Source organism: Gammaproteobacteria bacterium, from assembly GCA_029881255.1.
Taxonomy (GTDB): Bacteria; Pseudomonadota; Gammaproteobacteria; order S012-40; family S012-40; genus JAOUMY01.
This window is the reverse complement of record JAOUMY010000011.1, coordinates 1-23617: the sequence shown is the minus strand read 5'-3', so window position 1 is coordinate 23617 and position 23617 is coordinate 1. Positions and strand designations below refer to the sequence as shown.

At 46.1% G+C, this 23617-nt stretch carries 18 protein-coding genes and 1 riboswitch; of the genes, 12 read left to right on the top strand and 6 right to left on the bottom strand.

Translation table 11 applies throughout. From position 1 onward, the window contains the following. Positions 1 to 108 precede the first annotated feature (108 nt). From OEZ43_17130 to OEZ43_17120, 3 genes are all read right to left on the bottom strand, one after another. Positions 109 to 2994, bottom strand: a complete 2886-nt coding sequence (locus OEZ43_17130) for an Ig-like domain-containing protein (GenBank protein ID MDH5547311.1) — start codon at positions 2992 to 2994, stop codon at positions 109 to 111. A gap of 85 nt (positions 2995 to 3079) precedes the next feature. Beyond that, complete coding sequence (locus OEZ43_17125; GenBank protein MDH5547310.1) at positions 3080 to 3748, bottom strand: ACP phosphodiesterase; 669 nt, start codon at positions 3746 to 3748, stop codon at positions 3080 to 3082. Beyond that, on the bottom strand, positions 3745 to 5091 hold the full coding sequence (locus tag OEZ43_17120; protein ID MDH5547309.1) for an adenosylmethionine--8-amino-7-oxononanoate transaminase: 1347 nt from the start codon (positions 5089 to 5091) through the stop codon (positions 3745 to 3747). Before OEZ43_17120 ends, OEZ43_17125 begins: the two co-directional genes overlap by 4 nt. A gap of 303 nt (positions 5092 to 5394) precedes the next feature. On the opposite strand from OEZ43_17120, the gene OEZ43_17115 reads away from it, so the two are divergent. Next, positions 5395 to 7020 carry a DUF1566 domain-containing protein gene (locus tag OEZ43_17115; protein MDH5547308.1) on the top strand — a complete coding sequence of 542 codons (1626 nt, stop codon included), beginning with the start codon at positions 5395 to 5397 and terminating at the stop codon, positions 7018 to 7020. A gap of 13 nt (positions 7021 to 7033) precedes the next feature. After that, on the top strand, positions 7034 to 7648 hold the full coding sequence (locus OEZ43_17110; protein ID MDH5547307.1) for a DUF1566 domain-containing protein: 615 nt from the start codon (positions 7034 to 7036) through the stop codon (positions 7646 to 7648). A 27-nt stretch (positions 7649 to 7675) separates the two neighbouring features. Here the strand turns inward: OEZ43_17110 and metF are convergent, their stop codons facing one another. The 3 genes from metF to metK all read right to left on the bottom strand — a co-directional run bounded on the left by metF (position 7676) and on the right by metK (position 11570). After that, positions 7676 to 8530: a methylenetetrahydrofolate reductase [NAD(P)H] gene (metF, locus tag OEZ43_17105; protein ID MDH5547306.1), complete on the bottom strand. Its 855-nt coding sequence runs from the start codon at positions 8528 to 8530 to the stop codon at positions 7676 to 7678. A gap of 189 nt (positions 8531 to 8719) precedes the next feature. Continuing rightward, positions 8720 to 10138 (bottom strand): adenosylhomocysteinase, encoded by a 1419-nt coding sequence (gene ahcY / locus OEZ43_17100; GenBank protein ID MDH5547305.1) that lies wholly within the window; start codon positions 10136 to 10138, stop codon positions 8720 to 8722. A gap of 31 nt (positions 10139 to 10169) precedes the next feature. Continuing rightward, positions 10170 to 10286, bottom strand: a riboswitch (S-adenosyl-L-homocysteine riboswitch). A 123-nt stretch (positions 10287 to 10409) separates the two neighbouring features. After that, positions 10410 to 11570 (bottom strand): methionine adenosyltransferase, encoded by a 1161-nt coding sequence (metK, locus tag OEZ43_17095; GenBank protein MDH5547304.1) that lies wholly within the window; start codon positions 11568 to 11570, stop codon positions 10410 to 10412. Between the two features lie 104 nt (positions 11571 to 11674). Between metK and OEZ43_17090 the strand changes: the two genes are divergently transcribed. The 10 genes from OEZ43_17090 to OEZ43_17045 all read left to right on the top strand — a co-directional run bounded on the left by OEZ43_17090 (position 11675) and on the right by OEZ43_17045 (position 23257). Continuing rightward, positions 11675 to 12235, top strand: a complete 561-nt coding sequence (locus OEZ43_17090; protein MDH5547303.1) for a thioredoxin family protein — start codon at positions 11675 to 11677, stop codon at positions 12233 to 12235. Between the two features lie 266 nt (positions 12236 to 12501). Next, positions 12502 to 14496, top strand: coding sequence for a transketolase (gene tkt, locus OEZ43_17085; GenBank protein MDH5547302.1), 1995 nt, complete (start codon positions 12502 to 12504; stop codon positions 14494 to 14496). A gap of 143 nt (positions 14497 to 14639) precedes the next feature. After that, positions 14640 to 15644 carry a type I glyceraldehyde-3-phosphate dehydrogenase gene (gap, locus tag OEZ43_17080; protein MDH5547301.1) on the top strand — a complete coding sequence of 335 codons (1005 nt, stop codon included), beginning with the start codon at positions 14640 to 14642 and terminating at the stop codon, positions 15642 to 15644. A 241-nt stretch (positions 15645 to 15885) separates the two neighbouring features. Further along, positions 15886 to 17067 (top strand): phosphoglycerate kinase, encoded by a 1182-nt coding sequence (locus OEZ43_17075; GenBank protein MDH5547300.1) that lies wholly within the window; start codon positions 15886 to 15888, stop codon positions 17065 to 17067. 51 nt (positions 17068 to 17118) lie between these two features. Beyond that, positions 17119 to 18567: a pyruvate kinase gene (pyk, locus tag OEZ43_17070; GenBank protein MDH5547299.1), complete on the top strand. Its 1449-nt coding sequence runs from the start codon at positions 17119 to 17121 to the stop codon at positions 18565 to 18567. 45 nt (positions 18568 to 18612) lie between these two features. After that, positions 18613 to 19650: a fructose-bisphosphate aldolase class II gene (fba, locus tag OEZ43_17065; protein MDH5547298.1), complete on the top strand. Its 1038-nt coding sequence runs from the start codon at positions 18613 to 18615 to the stop codon at positions 19648 to 19650. A gap of 535 nt (positions 19651 to 20185) precedes the next feature. Then, on the top strand, positions 20186 to 20629 hold the full coding sequence (locus OEZ43_17060; GenBank protein ID MDH5547297.1) for a Spy/CpxP family protein refolding chaperone: 444 nt from the start codon (positions 20186 to 20188) through the stop codon (positions 20627 to 20629). Positions 20630 to 20655: 26 nt separating this feature from the next. Next, the gene (locus OEZ43_17055) at positions 20656 to 21345 is read left to right on the top strand and encodes a response regulator transcription factor (GenBank protein ID MDH5547296.1); all 690 of its coding nucleotides are present in this window, start codon (positions 20656 to 20658) and stop codon (positions 21343 to 21345) included. After that, positions 21345 to 22655, top strand: coding sequence for a HAMP domain-containing histidine kinase (locus OEZ43_17050; GenBank protein MDH5547295.1), 1311 nt, complete (start codon positions 21345 to 21347; stop codon positions 22653 to 22655). Before OEZ43_17055 ends, OEZ43_17050 begins: the two co-directional genes overlap by 1 nt. Positions 22656 to 22993: 338 nt before the next feature. Continuing rightward, complete coding sequence (locus OEZ43_17045) at positions 22994 to 23257, top strand: hypothetical protein (protein MDH5547294.1); 264 nt, start codon at positions 22994 to 22996, stop codon at positions 23255 to 23257. The last annotated feature ends 360 nt before the right edge of the window (positions 23258 to 23617 follow it).

Below are 23617 nucleotides of genomic sequence, written 5' to 3'. Positions count from 1 at the left end.
TTACAGAATGGGTCTTTTCATCGTATGGGGAGGGTGATAATGTGTTATCTACATGACCCACCCCATAAGCAATCTGCGACTGTGGCCTCCTGATGGAGGCCGTTTTTTTTAATGCAGAATATTTATATCAGCGCTGTTGTATTCCTGCCCACCAAAGAGGAATAACTCATTGCCAATAAAGTGTGCGTGAGGGTGTAGTCTTTCCTTCGTGAAACTAATTGGCGTTCGGAAAGGAAAAAAGTTATCTTCCGGTTGTGGATTCGGGTTAGCACCATCGTTCCATTTTCTGGCATAAGGTGAATACACTGCGATCGTATCGGTGAATGCGTCATTTCCTGAAGTTTTCACCCTCCCCCCAAAAACGTACAAATTGTTATTGATCATTTCCATAGAAAAGCCTGTTCTCGGAATACGCAAGCTAGCACCTGTTTGCCAGAAATCACCCAAAGGCTCATAGAGCTCCATCGAGGCGGAAAGGTTTACTTGATTGGATATCAGAGCTTCTCCGCCAACAACATAAATTCGCCCTTGTAACGCAACGCAGCGGTGATTGAATCTCGGTAGCTTCATGGGGCTGAGCTCGGCCCAGGAGTTGTCTATTGGGTTAAATCGAAAAACAGACGCATGTACAATATTGTTTGAGTCCCTGCCGCCTGTAACATAAATTTTTCCATCAAGTGTGCAAGCCGCAGCGAATTTTCGTTCAGCGGGTAGCGGTTCAGCGAAATGCCAGGAATTGGATTCACTGTCATAAATTTCTACCGTATCCTTCGCATCGTTACCGTTGCTTGTCTTTCCACCAATGGCATAAATTTTATTGTTGTGAGACGTGGTAGCCATGAAAACTCTAGATGTTAGGTTTCTTGGTCCTGTAGACCAGGAATTCTTTTTGCTGTCGTAAATATCTATGTGATCTTCAAAACCTGTAGAGCTACCATACCGGGCAAAGACGACGAGTTTGTTTTCTGTAGACGCGCTTTCGTAAAGCTGGACCCCATCATTCAAATAGGGAATCTCCGACTTAATGAGCCATTGTTGGTTTTCGAGATTAAATTGCTCTACGTCCTGATACAGTGCGTTTTCGCTGCGTCCACCCCCTAGTAAATAAACGACATTGTCTTTCATCAGGGCAACGTGTCCATAACGGTGACGAGGCAGGTCTGGTAGCGATGTTGAAGTACCGTCAACGGGATTAAAAACCTCTCCATTTACAAGTGCTCCGTTCTCGTTTCTTCCTCCAAATACGTAAATCAAGCCGTTAACCACTGTAACTCCGGCATCTGAACGAGGAGTCGCCAAATCCCCGATTTTGTTCCATTGATTACTATCGGGATCATAAGAGGAAACGTCTGTATAAAAATTCCAAACGACATCGAAGTGACGGCCGCCGACCGCATAAATTTTATTGTCAATCGCGAGTAGGGTATGGCCTGAACGTGCTTGTGGCATAGGTGTACGCGCGCTAATCGTGCCGTCTGATGTGGCATAAGCTGAAAAGTTTGCCAGCGTTGTTGTCTCGTTGTTTCCTCCAGAAATATATATCGTGTCACCAAGAACAGCGCAAGCGCGAGAGGTTGCCGAGATTTCCATGCTATAAGCTTGTAGCCAGGTTAGCGTACTGGTATCAAAGCGCTGGATATTGTTATTGGCCAATGGCGAAAGCATTTCGCCAAAAGCTTGTGAAGTGGCCTGTTCGGTGCTGCCACCGAATACGTGAATAATGTTGTCATGTGAACATGCCACGGCATCTCTTAGCCCCGATGTGAGCGAAGAATAGGAATTAATTGTTCGATAGGGAAGTTGTAGTGAACTGATTTGGGCTGAAGTAAGTGGATTACCTGTCACGTTTTGGGATTGTCCGCCGATCACGAAAGACTCCAGACCAACAGTGGCAACCGCTGGACGCATGTTCCCTTTTTCCAGATTGAAAGGCTGTCGCCATTGGTTTTTAAAGGGTACTACTTTGGTAACTGGCGTTTCGATTCCATCGCTTGATACGACCTGATAATAATATACCTTACTGTCGACTACATTCTCATGTACATATTGTCCAAGGGGAATGTCCTCAATGGCGGTTTTACTGACCATGTTTTTTTGGGTATCCCAGAAGAGCGTATACGTTTCACCAGCTTCGTGATCCCAAAGTAGTTCAATACGGTTGTTTCGTGTTTCGTTGACGTAAAGATTAAATTCTCGTTGTACAATAATAGTTCTTTCCGATAGTCGACCTTTGAATAAGGCACGAACTTTCGTTGAACCTGCGTTTATTGCATAAAAATGGTTGTTATCTCCTTCGTCAGCGATAATGACATTGTTTGAATTCTCAGATTCATTTTCGATTTCGAAGGCGCTGTAATTTGTTATGTCTAGCGATGTACCATCAATTCTGTGTGCGATAACGAGGGCATTGAATTGTTCATTTTTTCTATAAATGTTACGCTCAATTTTTAGCTCTATCCGTTCATACAGGGGTTCTATGTCAAGCGATAGTTCACCAACATGTTTTTCATAGGTGGCACGGACTCTAGCCTCTCCCAGCTGCAATCCGCGCAGCACGTTTCCTTCTTCAAACGTGGCGAGTTCTGGAAAGTCGCTCGTCCAGGCAACAACTTCTGAAATATCGGCCGTTGTGTTATTGCTGTAGTGCCCGACGGCATGCATTCGTATCGTCGACTCTTCCAGTAGGGCTTCATCAGGCGTCAATATTTCAATACGCTTTAGTGTTGGTGACACGCTGTATTTTACTTTGTCGCGGAAGCGGTTGTTTGTACCGGGTACAACGACTGAAATTTCAGCGCTTCCAGACGATAGTGCTTTTATTTCTCCGAGTTGATTGACGGCAACTACCTTGTCGTTGCTGCTTTTCCACGAGACGCTGGTTGTTAACACTTTATTGCTATTGTCGCTGTAGTTCGCAACAGCGTTTAACTGTAATGTCTGGCCGATACGTAAGGTGAAGGAGGTGTCTTGGGAGGCAATTTTGAGCGAGCGCATACGAGGAGGTTCATCTAGCGATCCCCCGCCACAAGCCGAAGCGAGCCAAAATATGAATAGACATATCGTAGCGACTAGCGGTCGCCTAATTGTCATTGCTCCCGTCCCCCAGTTCACCGCCTGTTTTATCTAAATGCCGACTGTTTTCGATATTATTATAGCCGTACGGTCTTTGTTTGGATTTTTCTTGCAGAACAAACTTAGACAGTAAAGGGTAGAAATTAAGGAAGTCTTGTTCCACATCGTTCATATGGGGGGAGAGTTGGTGTATCGCTTTTTCGAGCGGAACCCTATCCCCCAGCCGCTTTCCTACCCCTTGCAGCGCCCTTGATATACCCTCTAAATCGGCATACGAGCCGAGCCAGTCATAACGACGCATCCGAGTAATTAAAGTTTTTACATGATCCGGACATTGTTCGCTCTGCTGAGCTAAGTTTGAATATATTTGTTGTGTAAACACACCAATCGGCGCATCTGAAAATGTAGACCAGTGTCGATGAAGGAAGTAATCATATAAAATATCAACAACTATTCCGGCGTATCGGCGATATGGGGGTTGAAGGTAGGTCTTGCTTTGCAGGATTAAGGGGTGTCTATCAGTGAATCCGTCAATGCGCCGGTGCAGTTGGATGGCTTGACTCACAGGCAGCCGATAATCATCGAGTTTTTTTCCTTTTACGAAATCCCCGAGTAGGCTTCCAATAACCGAGTCGGCATTGTCGTGGCTAAGATGGAAATGGGCCAGAAAGTTCATGAACGTGTCGCTATCTCTATTCCTTCGCTGGCAACCTCAACCATGAAGTCGATTTCTTCTTTGCCTATCACATAGGGTGGCATGAAATAGACAACATTACCAAGCGGCCTTAATAATACTCCACGCTCCAGCCCGTGAGAGTAAACTTTGAGTCCCCGGCGTTCCCGCCAATCATATGCTTCACGAGTGGCTTTGTTTTTAACCATCTCAATGGCGGTTACCATGCCGCAATGACGGACTTCGGCTACGTTAGGATGCTCGTGAAGGTGGCGCGTACTTTTATCAATATACGCTGCAAGATGCTGATTGTTGGAGATTACCTTGTCTTGTTCAAAGATATCGAGGCTGGCTAACGCGGCGGTACAACCTAATGGGTTACCGGTGTAACTATGTGAATGGAGAAAGGCGTTGAGATTCTCATACTCATCATAGAAAGCTTCATAGACTTGCTCGCTAGTTATTACCGCTGATAACGGTAAATAACCAGCGGTTAAGCCTTTGGATAGACACATAAAATCGGGAGTGATTTGTGCCTGTTCGCAGGCGAACATCGTACCTGTTCGACCGAAGCCGACCGCTATTTCATCCGCGATTAAGTGCACGTCATACCGATCACAAGCTTCGCGCAAGAGCGATAAATACACCGGATGGTACATGCGCATATTACCAGCACATTGAACTAGCGGCTCAACGATGACCGCACATATCTCATTAGCGTGTTTCGTCAGAGTCTGTTCCATGTGCGAAAACATGTTTGTACTGTGTTCTTTCCAGTCGATACCTTCTTTGCGCAGGAAACAATCAGGGCTGGGAACGGTAATAGTTTGCAGTAGAAGAGGTTCGTATGTTTGTTTATATAATGCGACATCGCCGACCGAAAGGGCACCCAGTGTCTCGCCATGGTAGCTGTTACTCAAGGTGACAAAGCGCGTTTTCTTCCTACCGAGGTTTTTCCAATAGTGAAAGCTCATTTTCAGAGCGACTTCAACGGCGGAGGACCCATTGTCGGCATAGAAAACTCGGTTTAACCCTGGGGGGCATACTTCAACCAGTCTTTCTGAAAGAGCTATTGCAGGTTCATGGGAAAAACCTGCGAGTAAGACATGCTCCAACGTTTCCAGTTGATGCCTAATGGCGGCATTTATTCGCGGATTACTGTGACCAAACAGGTTTACCCACCAGGAACTAATGGCATCCAGATAGCGCTTGCCATCAAAATCCTCTAGCCATACCCCTTTGCCTGAGCGGATAGGGACAACAGGCAGCCACTCGTGGTCTTTCATCTGAGTACACGGATGCCATAAATGGCGCAGGTCTCTATTATTTAAGTCATTGTTTTTCATTATGTATATGCGATTGAAAAAAAAACGTGTATAGGATATAAAAAAATCCGGCTATTGGGGTATCTGAAAAGCTTGTTTTAATCCTCATAATTTAGGTTGAAATGTGCTTGATGGTTAGTTTTATTCAGTTGCTGTTTATACCCAAGCTATTGAAACATGGTAAGTTTCCGAGTTTGTCCAGGGTAAAACGGTGATTAGGCAATAACAAGTTAATTATGGTATAGTTTCCGGCCTTTTGGATTTATAACAATAAGTTTTACAAGCCACCCCGAGTGGTGAAGTCGATACAGCGCGAGGTCTTTTGTGATCAGAACAACCATAAAGATAAGCATATTCGCTTTAATAAGTTTTTGCTTGCTCGACTGTACGCGCATACCTCTTCCCCCCGAAGTTCCCGGAATTTACATAGATAAGGCAGAAGTCATTGAGGGTGATAGCGATCTGACTGAGGTAAAAGTCAAAGTAACGCTAGTCCCCGTCCGTAAGCGTGATATTGAGGTCGACTATGAGATTGTTTCTCTAGAGTCAGCACTTGCACAGCTAAAGGAAAGCGAAAGTCTGTCACCACAAGAAACATTGGATTTGAATAGGGTTCAGGAAGCCACAGCTGACGACGACTATGTCAGCTTACCTAAGGGCACGCTTAAGTTTGAAGCGGGTGAAAAAGACGCTTTTATTACGTTGTCTATCAAAGGTGACGAGCTTTACGAGAGACGTGAGTTCATCATATTGAAGTTATCTAATACCAGTGTCGAACTGGATAATCCATACAATGTCGTTCTTATAGATAATGATGATGATGCGCCAAATGCGACACTTAGCGTTGTTGGCGAAAAGAATATTGAAGAACGAGCAAATGAGAAGCGCACAATCAGGGTGGTTCTTGATAAGCCGAGTGGTATTGACTCACCGTTCCGGCTTGGCTGGGTATCTTTCGAGCAATTCGATGGTTCCGATGCGTTTGCGATTTTTCGCGCGGACTATACCTTGTTTGACTTGGACGGGCGTCAGGTTTTTACAGGCGATAGTTTCGTTGTTCCTCCCAAAACCATAAGTGCTGATTTAACTTTGGAAATTATCGATGATGGTATCGATGAAAAAGATGAAACCTTGGAACTAACTCTGTTTTCCACGGATAGCGAAGACCTGAAATTGGTCAACGAATCACAAAAATTGTCTCTTAAAATTCTGGCAAACAGTGAGTCTGGGCATGGGATGATGACCTTGAATGATACGGGGTCTACGCGTGCTGAGCCATCGTTGGGATCTGTAGTTGAAGCTCAGCAGGACCAAGCTTTTGGACGGGATAGCTCAGCCAATTCCGACGCTGATGGTAGAGCGGGTTTCTCATATACTAAGCTCAATCAAAATGGACAAGCGCTAGCGGACCAAAATACTCCATGGGATAGTACTACGCCCGAAAAGGAATGGTCTTGTGTTCGTGACGAAGTCACTGGGTTGATTTGGGAAGTGAAAGACAGTTTTAGAACTTTGCAGTATGCGCGCAATAACGTTTACTGGTATGACAGCGATAACAAGACCAATGGCTCTATTAGTGGCGCCTCGTCTTTTAGCCTGCAAGAAGATTGCGAGACCAGGGACTGTAATACCCTGTTCTATGCTGCGCAAATCAATTTGATGAAACTGTGCGGCATGACGGGATGGCGATTGCCTACGATAGAGGAATTGCGTTCTCTCGGTGATTATGGATCGTATGCCATTTCAACGGGAAACTCGGATCCAGTCGCTATTGATTATCGCTATTTTCCGACGGTTGAAAAAGTTGGAATGAAGTTCTGGAGCTCGACCACGTCGGTGGAATGGAAGACAGACGCATATACGATGACATTTGGTGACAATCCTGTAGTTGACCATAGCAATAAATCGAGAAGTGTTCCCATTGCGAGGCTCGTCAATGACCAGCAATAAACTTGTAAATACGATGAAAAAAATAATTTGGATTTCGTTACTGAGCATTTTTCCGATTACGTATGTAAGTGCGGAAGGTGTTTGTTCTGGCCAACCTGCCCTCAATCCTAGTACGCCGACAGAGAATTTTGAGTTTCTACGAGATGGTAGCGGCGGTATTGCTAGCCACGATGTAGTAATTGATAAGAAAACCGGCTTGATGTGGACTCGTTGTTTGGTAGGTTCCTATTTTGATAGTGCCGATGGGTCTGCCTGTTTTGATACAACGCTTGCAACGCCGTTTAGTTGGAGTAGTGCGCTTTCCCACATAGCCACCTTTAATGCTTCCCCCGCTGTAAATCAAGGATATACAGATTGGCGAATGCCAAATGTAAAGGAACTTGCATCGTTGCTGGAGTATTCCTGCTCTCCGCCAGTAGCCACAATTAACCATGAAATTTTTGCCGGCGCGATGTCTGCCAAAGTATGGACCAATACGCCTTTCATTCATACGCCAGGGGGTAACTTGCCCAATGAGACGCAGGCAAGAGTGGTCGATTTTAGCGATGCAAATGTATTAAATATGCCTCTGGCGCCTGATAGCGATGTTGTCTATCTACGTCTTGTGAGAGAGCACCCACTTCCCTGATTTGGTCACTCTCTCAATGTGAATCTTTCACTCACCTAGTGATAGGGCCTTGTAGATTGCCATCGTTGGGTGGACTTGATTCATGGTGTAAAAATGTAATCCGGGCGCGCCAGCTTCCAGCAATGTTTCGCACAATCTCGTAGTCACTTCCTGTCCAAACGCTTTTAACCCAACAGTATCGTCCGCAAAATCCTGGAGTCGCCAGCGTAGCCAGCGAGGAATCTCTGCGCCACAGGTATCGGAAAAACGAGCGAGTTGTTTATAATTTGTGATTGGCATAATGCCTGGAATAATCGGTATCGAAATGCCCATTTTCTCGATACTGTCGATGAAGCGTAGATAGGCATCGATATTAAAAAAGTACTGGGTGATGGCCGAATCAGCGCCTGCATCGACCTTACGTTTAAAATTTTTCAGATCGTTAGACGCAGATGCCGCCTGAGGGTGAAATTCCGGATAGGCTGCGACCTCGATTTTGAAATAGTCACCTGTCTCTTCACGAATAAACGCTACCAATTCGTTGGCGTAACGTAATTCCCCGGTAACCCCGCCGGTCCCTGAGGGCATGTCGCCACGTAAAGCGACTAGGCGTTTAATTCCATTTGCGTGATAGGTTTGCAGCAATTTACGGATCTGGTTTTTTGTGGAGCTAATGCAGGATAGGTGAGGTGCCGCATCAATTCCTTCTCGCTGAATGTCTATGACGGTCTCCAATGTACCATCCTGGGTGCTTCCGCCTGCGCCAAAAGTCACCGAGATATAGGCAGGGCTTAATTTCGCTAAAGCCTTTGTTGTCTCACGCAGCTTGAATGCGCCTTCGGTTGTTTTCGGAGGAAAGAATTCCATGCTGAAAGTTTTATCAGTCAACTTTTGCGTTTTCATTCGAGTATTCCAATTTGAATTGAACAGGAGTAATTCGGCAATTAAGAAGATATAACGACTGGCTTTCGAACACGTAAATGCTAGAAATGCACAATGAGCTCTGCTCGGTTACCGAAAGACTAGCTCCGTATCTGGCAAACAAAAACACCGGCGCCGCAAGTCGACGCCGGTGTTCTATGCATTACTAAATCAATAGCGGTAGTGGTTCGGTTTATATGGTCCGTCCACTGGTACGCCGATATAGTCTGCCTGTTCCTTGGAAAGCGGCGTGAGGAAAGCGCCTATCTTTTGCAGGTGCAGTCGAGCGACTTTTTCGTCAAGGATCTTAGGTAGCACATAGACCTTGTTATCGTACTTTTCGGCATGATTAAAAAACTCGATTTGCGCCATTACCTGATTAGTGAAAGAAGCCGACATAACGAAGCTTGGATGTCCGGTGGCGCACCCGAGGTTTACCAGGCGACCTTTCGCCAATACGATAATCTTCTTACCATCTGGAAAGATAACATGATCGACTTGTGGTTTGATTTCTTCCCATTCATATTTTTCAAGAGAGGCGATATTAATTTCAGAATCGAAGTGTCCAATGTTGCTGACGATGGCTTCATTTTTCATCGCCTGCATGTGGTGATGATCGATGACATTGACGTTACCTGTTGTGGTAACGAAGATATCACCATGCTTGCAGGCATCGTCCATATCAACAACGCGATAGCCTTCCATCGCTGCTTGTAGCGCACAGATGGGATCGATTTCAGTAACCCAAACAGTTGCACCCATACCGCGAAACGCTTGTGCGCAGCCCTTGCCTACATCACCATATCCGAGAACGACACAGATCTTTCCTGCGATCATGACGTCGGTTGCGCGTTTGATGCCGTCTATGAGCGACTCACGGCAGCCATAGAGATTATCGAATTTGGATTTCGTTACCGAGTCATTGACGTTCATAGCGGGAAAACGCAAGCTGCCGTTTTTTTCCATCTCGTACAGGCGGTGTACGCCTGTTGTGGTTTCTTCGGTAACACCCTTGATGCTTTCGGCAATCGCACTCCATTTACCGGGATTGCTTGTCAGATTGCGTTTGAGCACGTCAAGGATGGCTTTCCATTCTTCATTGTCGCCGGGTTTAGCATTGGGTACCGCACCGGCTTTTTCAAATTCTGCGCCTTTGTGTACTAACAGCGTCGCGTCGCCGCCATCGTCCAGTATCATGTTAGGCAATTGACCGCCGGGCCAGTTGAACGCTTGTTCGGTACACCACCAGTATTCTTCAATGGTTTCACCTTTCCACGCGAATACGGGGATTCCCTGGGCTGCGATAGCCGCTGCTGCATGATCCTGTGTGGAAAAAATGTTACACGATACCCAACGAACTTCGGCACCGAGATCGACCAGTGTTTCAATCAGTACGGCTGTTTGAATGGTCATGTGCAAGCTGCCCATGATGCGGGCGCCTTTGAGTGGTTTAGATGCGCCGTATTCCTCCCGTAGGGCCATCAGACCAGGCATTTCGGTTTCGGCAATAGCGATTTCTTTGCGACCCCAATCGGCGAGATTGATGTCGGCAACTTTATAGTCAGTAAAACCCGCAGGTACTTTACTCATGTCTCAACTCCTATATATGTGTTGACTAAATACAGGGTGAGCGCCGTTGTTCCAGACAGCTGTTTGCAAACAAGAAAAGAAAGCAGCTGCGTTAGTCATCCCCTCTGAGCCTGACAGGATTGAACCTGCTGCAGCGCCCCTCACAGGCGGATGAAAAACTGATATTAGAGTAAGAATTAACTTATGAGATGCGACCATTTCGCCGTAAATAGACTGAAATGGCCGCATTCACCCAAACACAGTTGTGAATACACTGTGCATTTAATATAGATTACAGTCCCGCTGCCGCTTTTAGCGCTTCAGCTCTATCTGTTCTCTCCCAGGTCAAATCGCTCTCGGTGCGACCGAAGTGACCATAGGCAGCTGTCTGCTGATAAATCGGACGAAGCAGGTCCAACATGGTAACGATGCCCTTCGGACGCAGATCAAAGTGCTCACGAACGAGTTCTATAATTCGCTTGTCACTAATTTTGCCTGTACCAAAGGTGTCGATAGAAATCGAAGTTGGTTGGGCCACGCCTATTGCATAGGAAACCTGTATTTCGCAACGATCCGCCAGTCCTGCCGCAACGATGTTCTTAGCAACGTAACGACCGGCATATGCTGCGGAACGATCGACCTTGGATGGATCCTTACCCGAAAATGCGCCGCCACCGTGACGAGCCATGCCGCCATAGGTATCGACAATAATCTTGCGCCCGGTCAGACCGCAGTCACCTACCGGGCCACCGATAACAAAGCGACCTGTGGGATTGATGAAATAATTGGTGTCTTTGTGCAACCATTCAGCAGGCAGTACCGGCTTTACAATGCTATCCATAATGGCTTCGACGAGGTCTTTTTGCGCGATACCATCCTGGTGCTGTGTTGACAATACCACCGCATCGATCGCGACAGGTTTGCCGTCTTCGTACCGGAATGTCACCTGGCTTTTAGCATCGGGGCGTAACCATGGAAGTTCTCCATTTTTACGTACTTCCGCCTGTCTCTTGACCAGGCGATGTGCATAAGTAATTGGTGCGGGCATTAATACATCGGTTTCATTTGAGGCATAACCAAACATCAATCCCTGGTCGCCGGCGCCTTGTTCGTGGTTGTCAAATTCGTCCACACCCATGGCAATATCCGCTGACTGTTTGTCAATCGAAGTAATGACCGCGCAAGACGCATAATCGAAACCCATTTCGGAAGAGTTATAGCCGATTTCCTTTACCGTTTTACGTACGATGTCCTGCATGTCGACCCATGCGGAAGTGGTGATTTCACCTGACAATATCACCATACCGGTATTGACCAGTGTTTCACACGCGACGCGTGCACGAGGATCTTGTGCCAGAATGGCATCCAGTACGCCATCGGAAATCTGATCTGCAACCTTATCAGGGTGGCCTTCAGATACTGATTCCGAGGTAAAGACGAAATCTCTATTCATTTCCCTTCCTTTTCTGCTAAAAATCATGGGCTTTGGATATTTGACGCGCAAGTGTACACTAGGCGGCCCAATTTTTCGATATTTTAGCCTTGGAGTGTATGTGAATGGTCAGCCTTGAAACGCCTGTATGTGAATTCGGAAAGCCTATCATCGATTTTAGTTTGCCTGGAGTTGATGGTAAGACATACACCGTTCAGGATTGCATGGGTAAGAACGGACTATTGGTAATGTTTATCTGTAACCATTGCCCGTACGTGAAGGCGATACGTGAACGACTGGTGCGTGATACTCGTGAGCTAAAGGAAAAATTCGGTGTCAATTCCGTGGCGATCATGTCGAATGATCCGTCACTCAGGGAAGAGGATTCGTTTGAGAATATGCAGAAGATCGCACAGGAATTTGATTTTCCATTTCCTTATCTGATGGACGAGAGTCAAACGGTGGCTAAGGACTACGGGGCAGTTTGCACCCCTGATTTTTTTGGGTATAACAGTAGTGGTGAGTTGCAATATCGCGGTAGGCTGGACGCTAGCCGGAAGGAAACGGCGCCGGTGGATGCTCGTCGCGACTTATTTCTGGCGATGAAGCAGGTTGCGGAAACTGGACAGGGGCCGGAAGAGCAAATCCCAAGCATGGGATGTTCTATTAAGTGGAAGGAAGAATAATTTAATATATTGATTATAAAAGAATTATTAGAGAGTGAATTGGTGTGTCGTGATTTGCCTATTGCCCGAGAACGGTAACTAAGAGAAAATACGGCCTTTTTCCGAAGAGGGAAGGTCGCTAGCGCACGCCCACAGGGCGCAGGTATCTACGAGATACCTCCATTCTCAGCTGTAAACTTAGCAACCAATATCGCGACCGATATCGCTCACTAGAAGAAGTACGTAACGATTTCTGTTTTAAAACCTTTATAGAGAGGAAATGATTCATGCCAACACGTAGAGACCTCGCCAATGCGGTCCGTGCTCTTAGTATGGATGCTGTGCAAAAGGCCAAGTCCGGACACCCTGGGGCACCTATGGGGATGGCCGATATTGCGGAAGTTCTGTGGAACGACCATCTGAAACACAACCCGGCTAACCCCAAGTGGGCGGATCGCGATCGTTTCGTGCTTTCCAACGGTCACGGTTCCATGCTGATTTATTCTTTGCTGCACCTGTCAGGCTACGACTTGCCTATGGATGAGCTGAAGAATTTCCGTCAGCTACATTCCAAAACGCCTGGACATCCAGAGTATGGCTATACGCCTGGTGTTGAAACTACTACCGGCCCGTTGGGACAAGGTATTACCAATGGCGTAGGTATGGCATTAGCTGAGCGTACGCTTGCAGGCCAGTTCAATCGCGACGGTCACCACATCGTTGATCACCACACTTATGTGTTCCTGGGTGACGGCTGTATGATGGAAGGCATATCCCACGAGGCATGCTCGTTAGCTGGAACATTGGGTCTGGGCAAGCTGATTGCCTTCTGGGATGACAACGGCATCTCAATCGATGGGCACGTTGAAAGCTGGTTCGCCGATGATACCCCCAAGCGTTTTGAAGCCTATGGCTGGCATGTCATTCGTGACGTCGATGGCCATAATGCCGATGCGATCAACAAGGCTATCCACGAAGCCAAGTCTGTAAACAACAAGCCGACACTGGTCTGTACCAAAACCGTTATTGGTTATGGCGCACCGAACAAGTGTGGCAGTCATGATTGCCACGGCGCACCACTGGGCGATGATGAAATAGCGGCGACTCGTGACAACCTGGGTTGGAGTCATGCACCTTTTGAAATTCCATCTGAAGTCTATGCGGGTTGGGATGCAAAGGAAAAGGGCGCTAAGTCCGAATCCGACTGGAACGCTAAGTTTGGTGCATACAAGGCTGCATATCCTGAATTGGCGGCAGAATTTGTCCGCCGTATGAATGGCGAGCTACCTGCAAACTGGGCACAGGTTGCCGAAGATTATGTCAACGCGGTTAACACCAAGGCCGAGAGCCCTGCTACTCGTCTAGCATCGCAGAGATCAATCACTGCTTATGCTGCTGCATTGCCGGAGTTCCTCGGGGGGTCGGCTGACCTGACACCTTCGAATCTGACGTCGTGGCCGGATTGCAAGGTTATTAACAATACCGTCGCCGATGGCAACTACATTTCCTACGGTGTGCGTGAATTCGGTATGTCAGCCATCATGAATGGTATCGCCTTGCATGGTGGATTCATTCCTTTTGGCGGCACCTTCCTGATGTTTTCTGAGTATGCTCGTAATGCATTGCGCATGGCGGCATTGATGAAACAGCGTTCGATCTTTGTCTATACCCACGACTCCATCGGTCTGGGCGAAGATGGCCCGACTCACCAGCCTGTCGAGCAAACAGCGACATTACGAATGATCCCGAACATGAGTGTTTGGCGTCCATGTGATGCGGTTGAAACAGCGGTTGCCTGGAAAACTGCGATTGAAAAGAACACCGGCCCAAGCTGTCTGATTTTTAGCCGTCAGGGACTCGCTCACCAAAACCGCGATGCGGCTCAAATTGCCAATATCGCGCGTGGTGGTTACATCCTGAAGGATTGCGCAGGTTCCCCGGATGCAATCGTGATTGCTACCGGTTCTGAAGTCGATCTTGCTATCCAGGCTGCGGCTGAATTGACTAGCAAAGGCAAGAATATCCGTGTGGTTTCCATCCCTTCTGTAGAAGTGTTTGAGTCACAGGACGCTGCCTATAAAGAGGCTGTTTTACCTTCCGGCGTAACTGCGCGGGTAGCGGTCGAAGCCGGTGTCACGCAAGGATGGTATCGATACGTTGGCCTGAGCGGTAAAGTTGTTGGTATGACAAGCTTCGGTGAATCAGCACCTGATAAAGTACTCTTCAAACACTTCGGATTCACCGTTGAAAACGTTGTGAAAACGATTGAAGAAGTCATGTAAGGCATAGCTCAGCGAACATACACCTAAACCTGGAAATGGATTCCTGAATGCGCTGGTGAATCGAGTCAGCGAATACTTTGGGTGAGAGATGTTTTCGTTGAAAAAAGTAAAAAGATTTTTTTATAAACTTTTGGAGAAAGAAAATGGCTATTAAAGTCGGTATTAATGGTTTCGGCCGCATCGGTCGTATGGCTTTCCGTGCTATCGCTAAAGACTTTCCTGATATGGAAGTTGTTGCGATCAATGATTTGTTAGACGCAGACTACTTGGCATACATGCTGAAATTTGACTCTGTTCACGGTCGTTTCAATGGTGACGTTTCTACTGATAATGGCAGCCTGATTGTTAACGGAAAGAAGATTCGTCTGACCGCTGAACGCGATCCTTCGAACCTGGCTTGGGGCGACGTGGAAGTTGATGTTGTTCTGGAATGTACAGGTTTCTTCCTGACCGAAGAAACTTGCCAAAAGCACATTGATGCTGGTGCAAAGAAAGTCGTTCAATCTGCTCCTTCCAAAGACAACACGCCAATGTTCGTTTATGGCGTAAACCATGAAAAATATAAAGGCCAGAAGATTGTTTCTGCGGCTTCTTGTACTACAAACTGTTTGGCGCCTATGGCTAAGGTTATCCACGAAAACTTTGGTATCAAGCGCGGTTTGATGTCTACTGTTCACGCAGCGACTGCTACTCAGAAGACTGTTGACGGTCCTTCTGCGAAAGACTGGCGTGGTGGCCGTGGAATTTTGGAAAACATCATTCCTTCTTCCACTGGTGCAGCCAAAGCCGTTGGCAAAGTACTTCCTGATTTGAATGGCAAGCTGACTGGTATGGCCTTCCGTGTGCCTACTTCTGACGTATCTGTTGTCGACCTGACTGTCGAGTTGGAAAAAGAAGCTTCTTACGATGACATTTGTAAGGCAATGAAAGCAGCTTCTGAGTCTGGTGCGATCAGCGAAACATTGGCATATACCGATGAGAAAGTTGTTTCTACTGATTTCCGTGGCGTTGGCTATTCTTCAATTTTCGACGCAGAAGCGGGTATCGCTCTCGATGGTACTTTCGTTAAGTTGGTTGCCTGGTATGACAATGAGTATGGTTATACCTGTAATATGATGCGGTTTGTCCGCCACGTTGCCGCCAATTAAAATTTCAGGATCTTTTGCCCGAGGGGGGTGTTGCGCGTCGATTTTCAAATGCTCATTTACTAATTGTAAACTCCGCTTTGAAAATCAACGTGTGCCTACCCCTCGAACAAAATCTCTCTAAAATTGCTGTATGTGTAGACGGATTGTTTTCGACAATCCGTCCAATACTTTAAGAGAAGAGTTATTCGTCAAGTGTGGGCACTTGCCAAATAATTTTTAACTTTCAAACTAGGAGTCATACATGTCTGTTATTAAAATGACTGATCTGGATCTTGCGGGAAAGCGAGTACTGATTCGTGAAGATCTGAATGTCCCCATAAAAAATGGCAAGGTTACTTCTGACGCTAGAATTAAGGCGTCTCTGCCAACTATCAAGCACGCGATGGAAGCTGGTGCCAAGGTAATGTTGATGTCTCACCTGGGACGTCCTACGGAAGGAGAGCCTGCTGACGAATTCTCTTTACAACCGGTTGCAACCTATCTTTCTGATCTGTTGGGCAAAGAAGTTAAATTGGTGAAAAATTATTTAACAGGTGAGCCTGATCTAGCCAATGGTGACGTAGTTATTCTCGAGAATGTTCGTTTCAACGCTGGCGAGAAGAAAAACGCCGACGATTTGTCTAAAAAATATGCGTCACTTTGTGATGTGTACGTGATGGATGCATTTGGTACAGCTCACCGTGCACAAGCATCTACACACGGTGTTGCTAAGTATGCAACGACTGCGTGTGCAGGTCCTTTGCTTGCGGCCGAATTAGATGCACTTGGTAAGGCGCTGAACAATCCAGCCCGTCCCATGGTTGCCATAGTTGGCGGTTCCAAGGTTTCGACTAAGCTTACGGTTCTTGAGTCATTGTCAAAAATAGTTGATCAGCTTATTGTCGGTGGTGGTATTGCCAATACCTTTATCGCGGCGGCCGGAAATAATGTTGGTAAATCTCTTTATGAAGCTGATCTGATCGAAACGGCAACCAAGCTGTCTAACGACGCTAAGTCACGCGGTGGTTCTATTCCTGTTCCTGTTGATGTTGTGTGCGGCAAGGAATTCTCAGAGTCTGCGCCAGCAGAACTTAAGAATGTCGCAGATGTTACTGACGACGATATGATTTTTGATGTAGGTCCGGAAACTTCCAAGCAACTGGCAGAGATTCTGAAAAACGCAGGCACGATCGTGTGGAATGGTCCTGTAGGTGTTTTTGAATTTGATCAGTTTGGTGAAGGAACGAAAGCGCTTTCTATGGCGATTGCGGAATCTTCTGCGTTTTCCATTGCGGGTGGCGGTGACACATTGGCAGCGGTCGACAAGTACAAGATTGCTGACAAGGTTTCCTATATCTCCACGGGCGGTGGCGCCTTTTTAGAGTTTCTTGAAGGCAAGAAATTGCCAGCAGTTGAAATTTTGGAGCAACGCGCCAACGGTTAACTGGATTCACGGCCCATGTAGATCATGGGCCAACTTTTTCTAAGAGAGTTTATGCTCAGACGTACAAAGATATTGGCAACCCTGGGGCCGGCAACAGATGATCCAAAGGTTTTGGACAAGCTGATTGAGGCGGGTCTTGATGTTGTGCGTATCAATTTTTCTCATGGTAGTGTGGAAGAACACACGGCCCGGGTGGATATGGTACGAGATCGTGCGCGAGCGCATGGTCGTGAAATTGGCGTGCTTGTCGATCTTCAGGGACCGAAGATTCGAATTGAACGCTTTAAAAATGGAAAGATTGAACTTGTTGAAGGCAGTATTTTCATCCTCGACGGTGAGCTAGGTTCTGACGCGGGTAACGAGGAGCGCGTTGGTATTGCTTACAAGGCATTACCTAACGACGTAAAACGTGGTGACACGTTGTTGCTGGACGATGGCCGCATAGTATTGTGGGTGGAAGAAGTTGTTGATACCGCCGTTCAGTGTCGTGTGGTGCACGGTGGCACTTTGTCTGATCGAAAAGGTATTAATTTACAAGGTGGTGGGTTGTCGGCGCCGGCCTTGACCGAAAAAGATCGCAAAGACATCAAGACTGCGGCAAAGCTTCAGGCGGATTATATAGCGGTTTCTTTTCCACGTTCAGCGGCGGATATGCATGAAGCACGTCAGTTAATGCTAGATGCTGGTGGCGATGCTGGTTTGATCGCCAAGGTTGAACGAGCGGAAGCGCTACATGTGTTAGATGAAATTATTCTTGCCTCTGATGCAGTGATGGTTGCGCGTGGAGATCTTGGTGTAGAGATCGGCGACGCGGAACTGCCAGCTGTACAAAAGCAGCTGATTTCCCGCGCGCGTGAATTGAATCGCATCGTAATCACCGCCACGCAAATGATGGAATCAATGATATATAACCCGATTCCAACCCGTGCGGAGGTTTTCGATGTTGCTAATGCCGTGCTTGATGGAACAGATGCCGTAATGTTGTCTGCGGAAACAGCGACAGGAAAGTATCCCGATAAAGCGATCGCTGCTATGGATCGTGTATGTCGTGAAGCGGAAAAACAACATCTCGCGCGTGTTTCCGATCACCGAATAGATGAACAGTTTTCACGCATCGATGAAGCAATCGCAATGGCTGCGATGTACACCGCTAACCACTTGGGTGTGAAAGCACTTGCCTCTTTGACCGAATCTGGTGCGACAGCATTGTGGATGTCACGTATCAGCTCGGATCGTCCGATTTATGCCCTGACCCGGCATGAAAAAACACGTCGCAAGGTAACCTTGTATCGAGGTGTTTATCCGATTGCGTTTGATACCAAAACCAAGGATCACGCGACGGTAAATAAGCGCGCTATTGACGAACTTGTGCAAAGAGGCGCGGTACGTGATGGCGATCTTGTCGTCATCACCAAGGGTGATTTTATGGGTGTGCACGGTGGCACAAATGCACTGAAGGTTGTACGAGTTGGTGATCTGGCCCCTGCCGATGCAGACTAGTTTGGAAGAAATTTTTAGTAATTAGGTAATATACAGGAGACTGAAATGGCACTTATCTCAATGCGTCAATTGTTGGACTACGCGGCTGAAAACAGCTTCGGTTTGCCAGCATTCAACGTAAATAATATGGAACAGGTTCATGCAATTATGCAGGCTGCTGACGCAGTTGACTCACCTGTCATCATGCAGGGTTCTGCTGGCGCGCGTTCATACGCGGGCGAGCCTTTCCTGCGTCACCTGATCTCTGCTGCGATCGAAATGTATCCACACATTCCTATCGTTATGCACCAGGATCACGGCTCTGAGCCAGCGGTATGCTTGCGCTCGATCCAGTCTGGCTTCTCATCAGTAATGATGGATGGCTCACTCATGCCTGACATGAAGACACCGTCTTCTTACGAGTACAACGTAGAAGTCACCAAGAAAGTTTGTGAAATGGCACATGCAGGTGGTGTTTCGGTTGAAGGTGAACTGGGTTGCTTGGGTTCGCTTGAAACCGGCATGATGGGTGAAGAAGATGGACATGGCGCTGAAGGCGTTCTGGATCATTCTCAGTTGTTAACTGACCCTCAAGAAGCCAAAGATTTCGTAGAGAAGACTGGAGTTGACGCGCTAGCTATCGCCATCGGTACTTCTCACGGCGCATACAAATTCACCAAGCCACCTACAGGTAAGGTTCTGCGTATCGACCGTATCAAAGAAATTCACGCAGTGATTCCTAACACTCACCTGGTTATGCATGGTTCTTCTTCAGTGCCTCAGGACTGGTTGGAAATCATCAACAACTACGGTGGTGACATGGGTACAACTTACGGCGTACCGGTCGAAGAAATCGTTGAAGGTATTAAGTCTGGCGTTCGTAAGGTAAATATCGATACAGACTTGCGTATGGCTTCTACGGGCGCAATACGTAAGCACCTGGCTGAAAACAAATCCAATTTCGACCCGCGTAAATTCCTGAAGGAATCGACAAAAGCGATGATGCAAATCTGTAAGGCTCGCTACGAAGCCTTTGGATGTGCTGGTCATGCTTCTAAAATCAATGCTAAGTCACTGGAAACCATGATTGGTTTCTACAAGTAGTTTTACTTGAAATTGATGTCAAAAGCCCGCCGAATGGCGGGCTTTTTTTTGCGCTAAGATTTTCGTTCTCGCCGTGAGCAGCGATGCTATACCCAGTCTTTTGATGCCTACGATTGTTTTTTTAAGAGGCCAAGCTATGCTCGGACGCCGTGGTTCACGCATCAGTCCTCGTTAATTAACCCATCGCGTTTACAGGCAAATGTGTTCAAGATTATAGTGCTGCAACGTATGGGTAATATAGGAGAGGCAGAATTTCAAGTTGAAGAGTTGTTTAGTCTGCACCCTGAATTCTACCTAGACATCTGGCTTAGACGACAACCGTTTAAGGATAAGGTGTATGCTCAGTCTTTATCAGATGATTTAAGACCGGCGGGTATTCGATAGTTTAGGAATTAAAGTCTGTGTCTAAATCGTCACGAGGGAAATTGGGTGGGCACCTGTTACAAGTTGTAACAACATTTAAGGAATCAGAAAAGACTCCCAGGGGTCAACATGGCAGTATTGATACTGTTATTTGAACTATTGGAGATTTGACATGAAGAAGATATTTGGTTTTTCCGCCTTAACCTTTATCACAGGGGCCTTGATTTTGATTCTGTCTGCCTGCGGACATCATCGACATGACCCGGAAGAAAAGGCTGAATGGTTAAATAAGAAGATTACACGCAAACTTGATTTGGGTGCGGATCAACAAGCAAAGCTCAAGGATGTAACTGACGTATTTGTAAAACATCATAAAGAACGAAAATCTACACGTAAACAACACATGGATACGCTTTTAGGCCTAGTGACTCAGGAGCAGATTGAGCCTCAAGCGTTTCAGGATATTTTTGATGATCATCAGCAGTCTATGGCAGCAGCTGCGCCAGAGTTTTTTTCCAAGCTTAGTGTTTTTCATGCTTCGCTGAATGAGGAGCAAAAGAGGAAACTGGCGAAAAAGCTGGAAAAGTTCATGAAATACCATCACGATGAGGACTAAGTCTCAATTATTTTCTGACGCGTTCCATGACTAAGCAATTATTACTAATCGATGACGACGTTAAACTGGGAGAGTTGCTTGAGGAGTATCTCTCCCGGTTTAACTTCAAGCTTGTAAGATCGGTGAATCCTATTCAGGGGCTGGAGCTTATATCGCAACAGGTATTCGACTTGATTATTCTTGATGTAATGTTACCTGAGATTGACGGTTTTGAAACTCTACGTCGCATACGTCGCCAAAAACAAATACCTGTAATCATGTTGACCGCACGTGGAGACACTACTGATCGAATTGTTGGTCTGGAGCTAGGTGCCGACGACTATCTTCCCAAACCCTTCGAACCACGGGAATTGCTTGCGCGGATCAACAGTATTATCAAACGTAGCGGGAAAAATCATTCTACTGACTCAAGTTTAGAATTTGAAAATATAGAGATAAGTCTGGAAAAAGGACAAGTCAAGGTCGATGGTATCGACGTCGTACTTACCAGCGCGGAGTTTGACATGTTACGTATTTTAGTGACGCGCCCGGGAGCTGTTGTGAGTCGTGACGATCTTTTCGAGGCTAGCAGAGGCCTCGATTGGGATGCATTTAATCGTAGTATTGATGTCACCGTCAGTCGATTGCGTGCAAAGCTCGGAGACCCACCGAAGCAACCGCGCTTTATCAAAACTGTGTTTGGTCGTGGCTATCAATTTATCGCTGAGATTCAATAATGTTCTCACGTATTCGTCAATCTCTATTTGTAAAACTGCTGGCAATTTTTGTTCTAACCGGAATACTGCTTATCGTTCTCTTGGCGATGGGGCTGCGGTGGGCCGCTGAAGAAGAGTCCCAGTTTCATGTTCAGTTGATGGCAAATGTGAATCAATATATCGGCTACTTGATTAGTGATATAGGCAATCCTCCTCAACAGGAAAATATTGATCAAGTGGCAGAGAAGACAGGATTAAAAGTATTCGTCTATTCCAAAGAAGCCCAATACAAAAGCAAGAATTCGGGTAACACCGATGTATCCAATTATGACTTTCATGACATCAAAAGTCAGCCTCTTGCTATAGCTCATTATCGCGGATCTAGTGGGGCAAAAATGGTGGTCGGTCATCATACCTATATATTTATTGTTAACCATCGTCGATTGGCCGGAAATAGTCTCTTGGTGCTAATTGTAGTCAGCAGTGTTATCAGCATTGTTATCGCGTTTAGTTATCTACTGGTGCGTCGTTTGTTTCGTCCTATTAAGGCGTTGAATCAAGGTTTCGCGAATGCCGCCGCGGGAAATTTGGGGTATGAAATCACGCCTACCTCCAGCGATGAACTTGGGCGGCTGACACACTCTTTTAATGACATGACGCGTGAACTGAATGCCTTGTTTTCTGCTAAAACACAGCTACTGAGAGACATTAGCCATGAATTACGTTCACCACTTACGCGTATCAAGCTAGCGAGTGAAATGTTAGATGATCAACGTTTAAAGGACTCCATCAATGAAGAAGTCAGGATCTTAAATGAGTTGATCGAAGATATATTGTTGTCGTCACGGTTGCAAAGCGGAAGAATTGAATTGTACTTTTCTAAGTTCGATCTTGGGGATTTGCTAGAGTCTATTGTTCGACGCAATGGTAATGTAATCCCAGGGATAGAATTGTCTTTGCCGCAAGAACCTATTTACATAGATGCTGATATCAAGCGCATTCGTACGGCATTGCAAAATGTAATTGAAAATGCCTTGAAATACTCCATGCACCAGACAAGACATGTAGAGATCAAGTTGCACGGTGATTCGAAAATCGTATGTATAGATATAATAGATTATGGTCAAGGGATAAAGGTCGCAGATCAGTCGAGAATATTTAACGCCTTTACACGTCTTGATCCATCGCGCAATCATGCGATTCCCGGATATGGTTTGGGCCTAAATATTGCGAAAAATATTATCGAGCTTCATGGAGGTACGATTTCACTGGAAAGTGACGGTGAGCAATACACGCGATTTACGGTTGAGCTTCCAATAGTAAATGAATAATCACCGAGTATTAGAAAGAATTGCTTTGTAACGCAATGTAACATATAACGTTGAAGTCATTTATTTAGCTGAAATATTAAGGGAAATAATGAGGAAATTCGGATGAGAATGTATTTATCGCTGAAAAAAGCAGTGGCAACATAAATTTTCCAACAGAAGAAGTATGACTTTGAAAATGCGTTGTTATCACTTATCATTTCCTCACTAGAAGAAAAATCTACCAGTCGTTAATTCGGTTTCTCTTATGTAAGAAACACTTCGTTACTCGCATGAAACCTTTCTTAACGTGGATTAGTTTTTATAGGACGCTAAAAGAACAAAGAATGAGGAAATCCACTGTGCGTATTGTAGTATTTTTGGTTGTTTTAGTTGCCGTTATGGGAAGCGCTCAGGCCGCGACGGCTCGTGCTGTGATCGGTGCGGTAATTGTTGCTGACACGGCGAAGTTTATTTTTAATGCAGAAGACGGGGCGACTACTTTTAAGACTGGTCACTCACAGGCCTTATCTGTAGAAACTAATAAAGGCAGTCAATTCGCCAATACCTCGCTGGACGGCACACTCATTCTTGGAAAAACTGACGTTACGATTAGCTTCGAATAGATGTGCTCCAAGGACGGCGTATATTCTTGCAATGCGTCCAAGATTAACCGTTCGCATAAGAAATTAGTAATTATCCTACTCATCAGTTCCTGTTTGTCTAAAATATTCCAGAGATTGTTTTAGTTGTCGAGCATAGACAAGCAATTCACTAGAAAGCGTGTTTAGTTTTTCGGATGAAGACGCGGTTTTTTGCGCAGAGGCATCTAAATGGCTCATGGAGCTGCTGATCTGACGAGACTGTAAACCATTCTGTGTAACTGCAGTTGTTAAACATAGTTGATCAACCGATCTTCGAACTCAATCGTAAACCGATTCAGCGCCGATTTCCAATTTCTAATTGGCATTGTCCATTTTGATGAT

Bases quoted from the DNA above. Each gene is read 5' to 3' on its own strand.
- OEZ43_17130 (MDH5547311.1), bottom strand. From the start codon at position 2,994: ATGCGCTCGCTCAAAATTGCCTCCCAAGACACCTCCTTCACCTTACGT.
- OEZ43_17125 (MDH5547310.1), bottom strand. From the start codon at position 3,748: ATGAACTTTCTGGCCCATTTCCATCTTAGCCACGACAATGCCGACTCG.
- OEZ43_17120 (MDH5547309.1), bottom strand. From the start codon at position 5,091: ATGAAAAACAATGACTTAAATAATAGAGACCTGCGCCATTTATGGCAT.
- OEZ43_17110 (MDH5547307.1), top strand. From the start codon at position 7,034: ATGAAAAAAATAATTTGGATTTCGTTACTGAGCATTTTTCCGATTACG.
- metF (MDH5547306.1), bottom strand. From the start codon at position 8,530: ATGAAAACGCAAAAGTTGACTGATAAAACTTTCAGCATGGAATTCTTT.
- ahcY (MDH5547305.1), bottom strand. From the start codon at position 10,138: ATGAGTAAAGTACCTGCGGGTTTTACTGACTATAAAGTTGCCGACATC.
- metK (MDH5547304.1), bottom strand. From the start codon at position 11,570: ATGAATAGAGATTTCGTCTTTACCTCGGAATCAGTATCTGAAGGCCAC.
- OEZ43_17090 (MDH5547303.1), top strand. From the start codon at position 11,675: ATGGTCAGCCTTGAAACGCCTGTATGTGAATTCGGAAAGCCTATCATC.
- tkt (MDH5547302.1), top strand. From the start codon at position 12,502: ATGCCAACACGTAGAGACCTCGCCAATGCGGTCCGTGCTCTTAGTATG.
- gap (MDH5547301.1), top strand. From the start codon at position 14,640: ATGGCTATTAAAGTCGGTATTAATGGTTTCGGCCGCATCGGTCGTATG.
- OEZ43_17075 (MDH5547300.1), top strand. From the start codon at position 15,886: ATGTCTGTTATTAAAATGACTGATCTGGATCTTGCGGGAAAGCGAGTA.
- pyk (MDH5547299.1), top strand. From the start codon at position 17,119: ATGCTCAGACGTACAAAGATATTGGCAACCCTGGGGCCGGCAACAGAT.
- fba (MDH5547298.1), top strand. From the start codon at position 18,613: ATGGCACTTATCTCAATGCGTCAATTGTTGGACTACGCGGCTGAAAAC.
- OEZ43_17060 (MDH5547297.1), top strand. From the start codon at position 20,186: ATGAAGAAGATATTTGGTTTTTCCGCCTTAACCTTTATCACAGGGGCC.
- OEZ43_17055 (MDH5547296.1), top strand. From the start codon at position 20,656: ATGACTAAGCAATTATTACTAATCGATGACGACGTTAAACTGGGAGAG.
- OEZ43_17050 (MDH5547295.1), top strand. From the start codon at position 21,345: ATGTTCTCACGTATTCGTCAATCTCTATTTGTAAAACTGCTGGCAATT.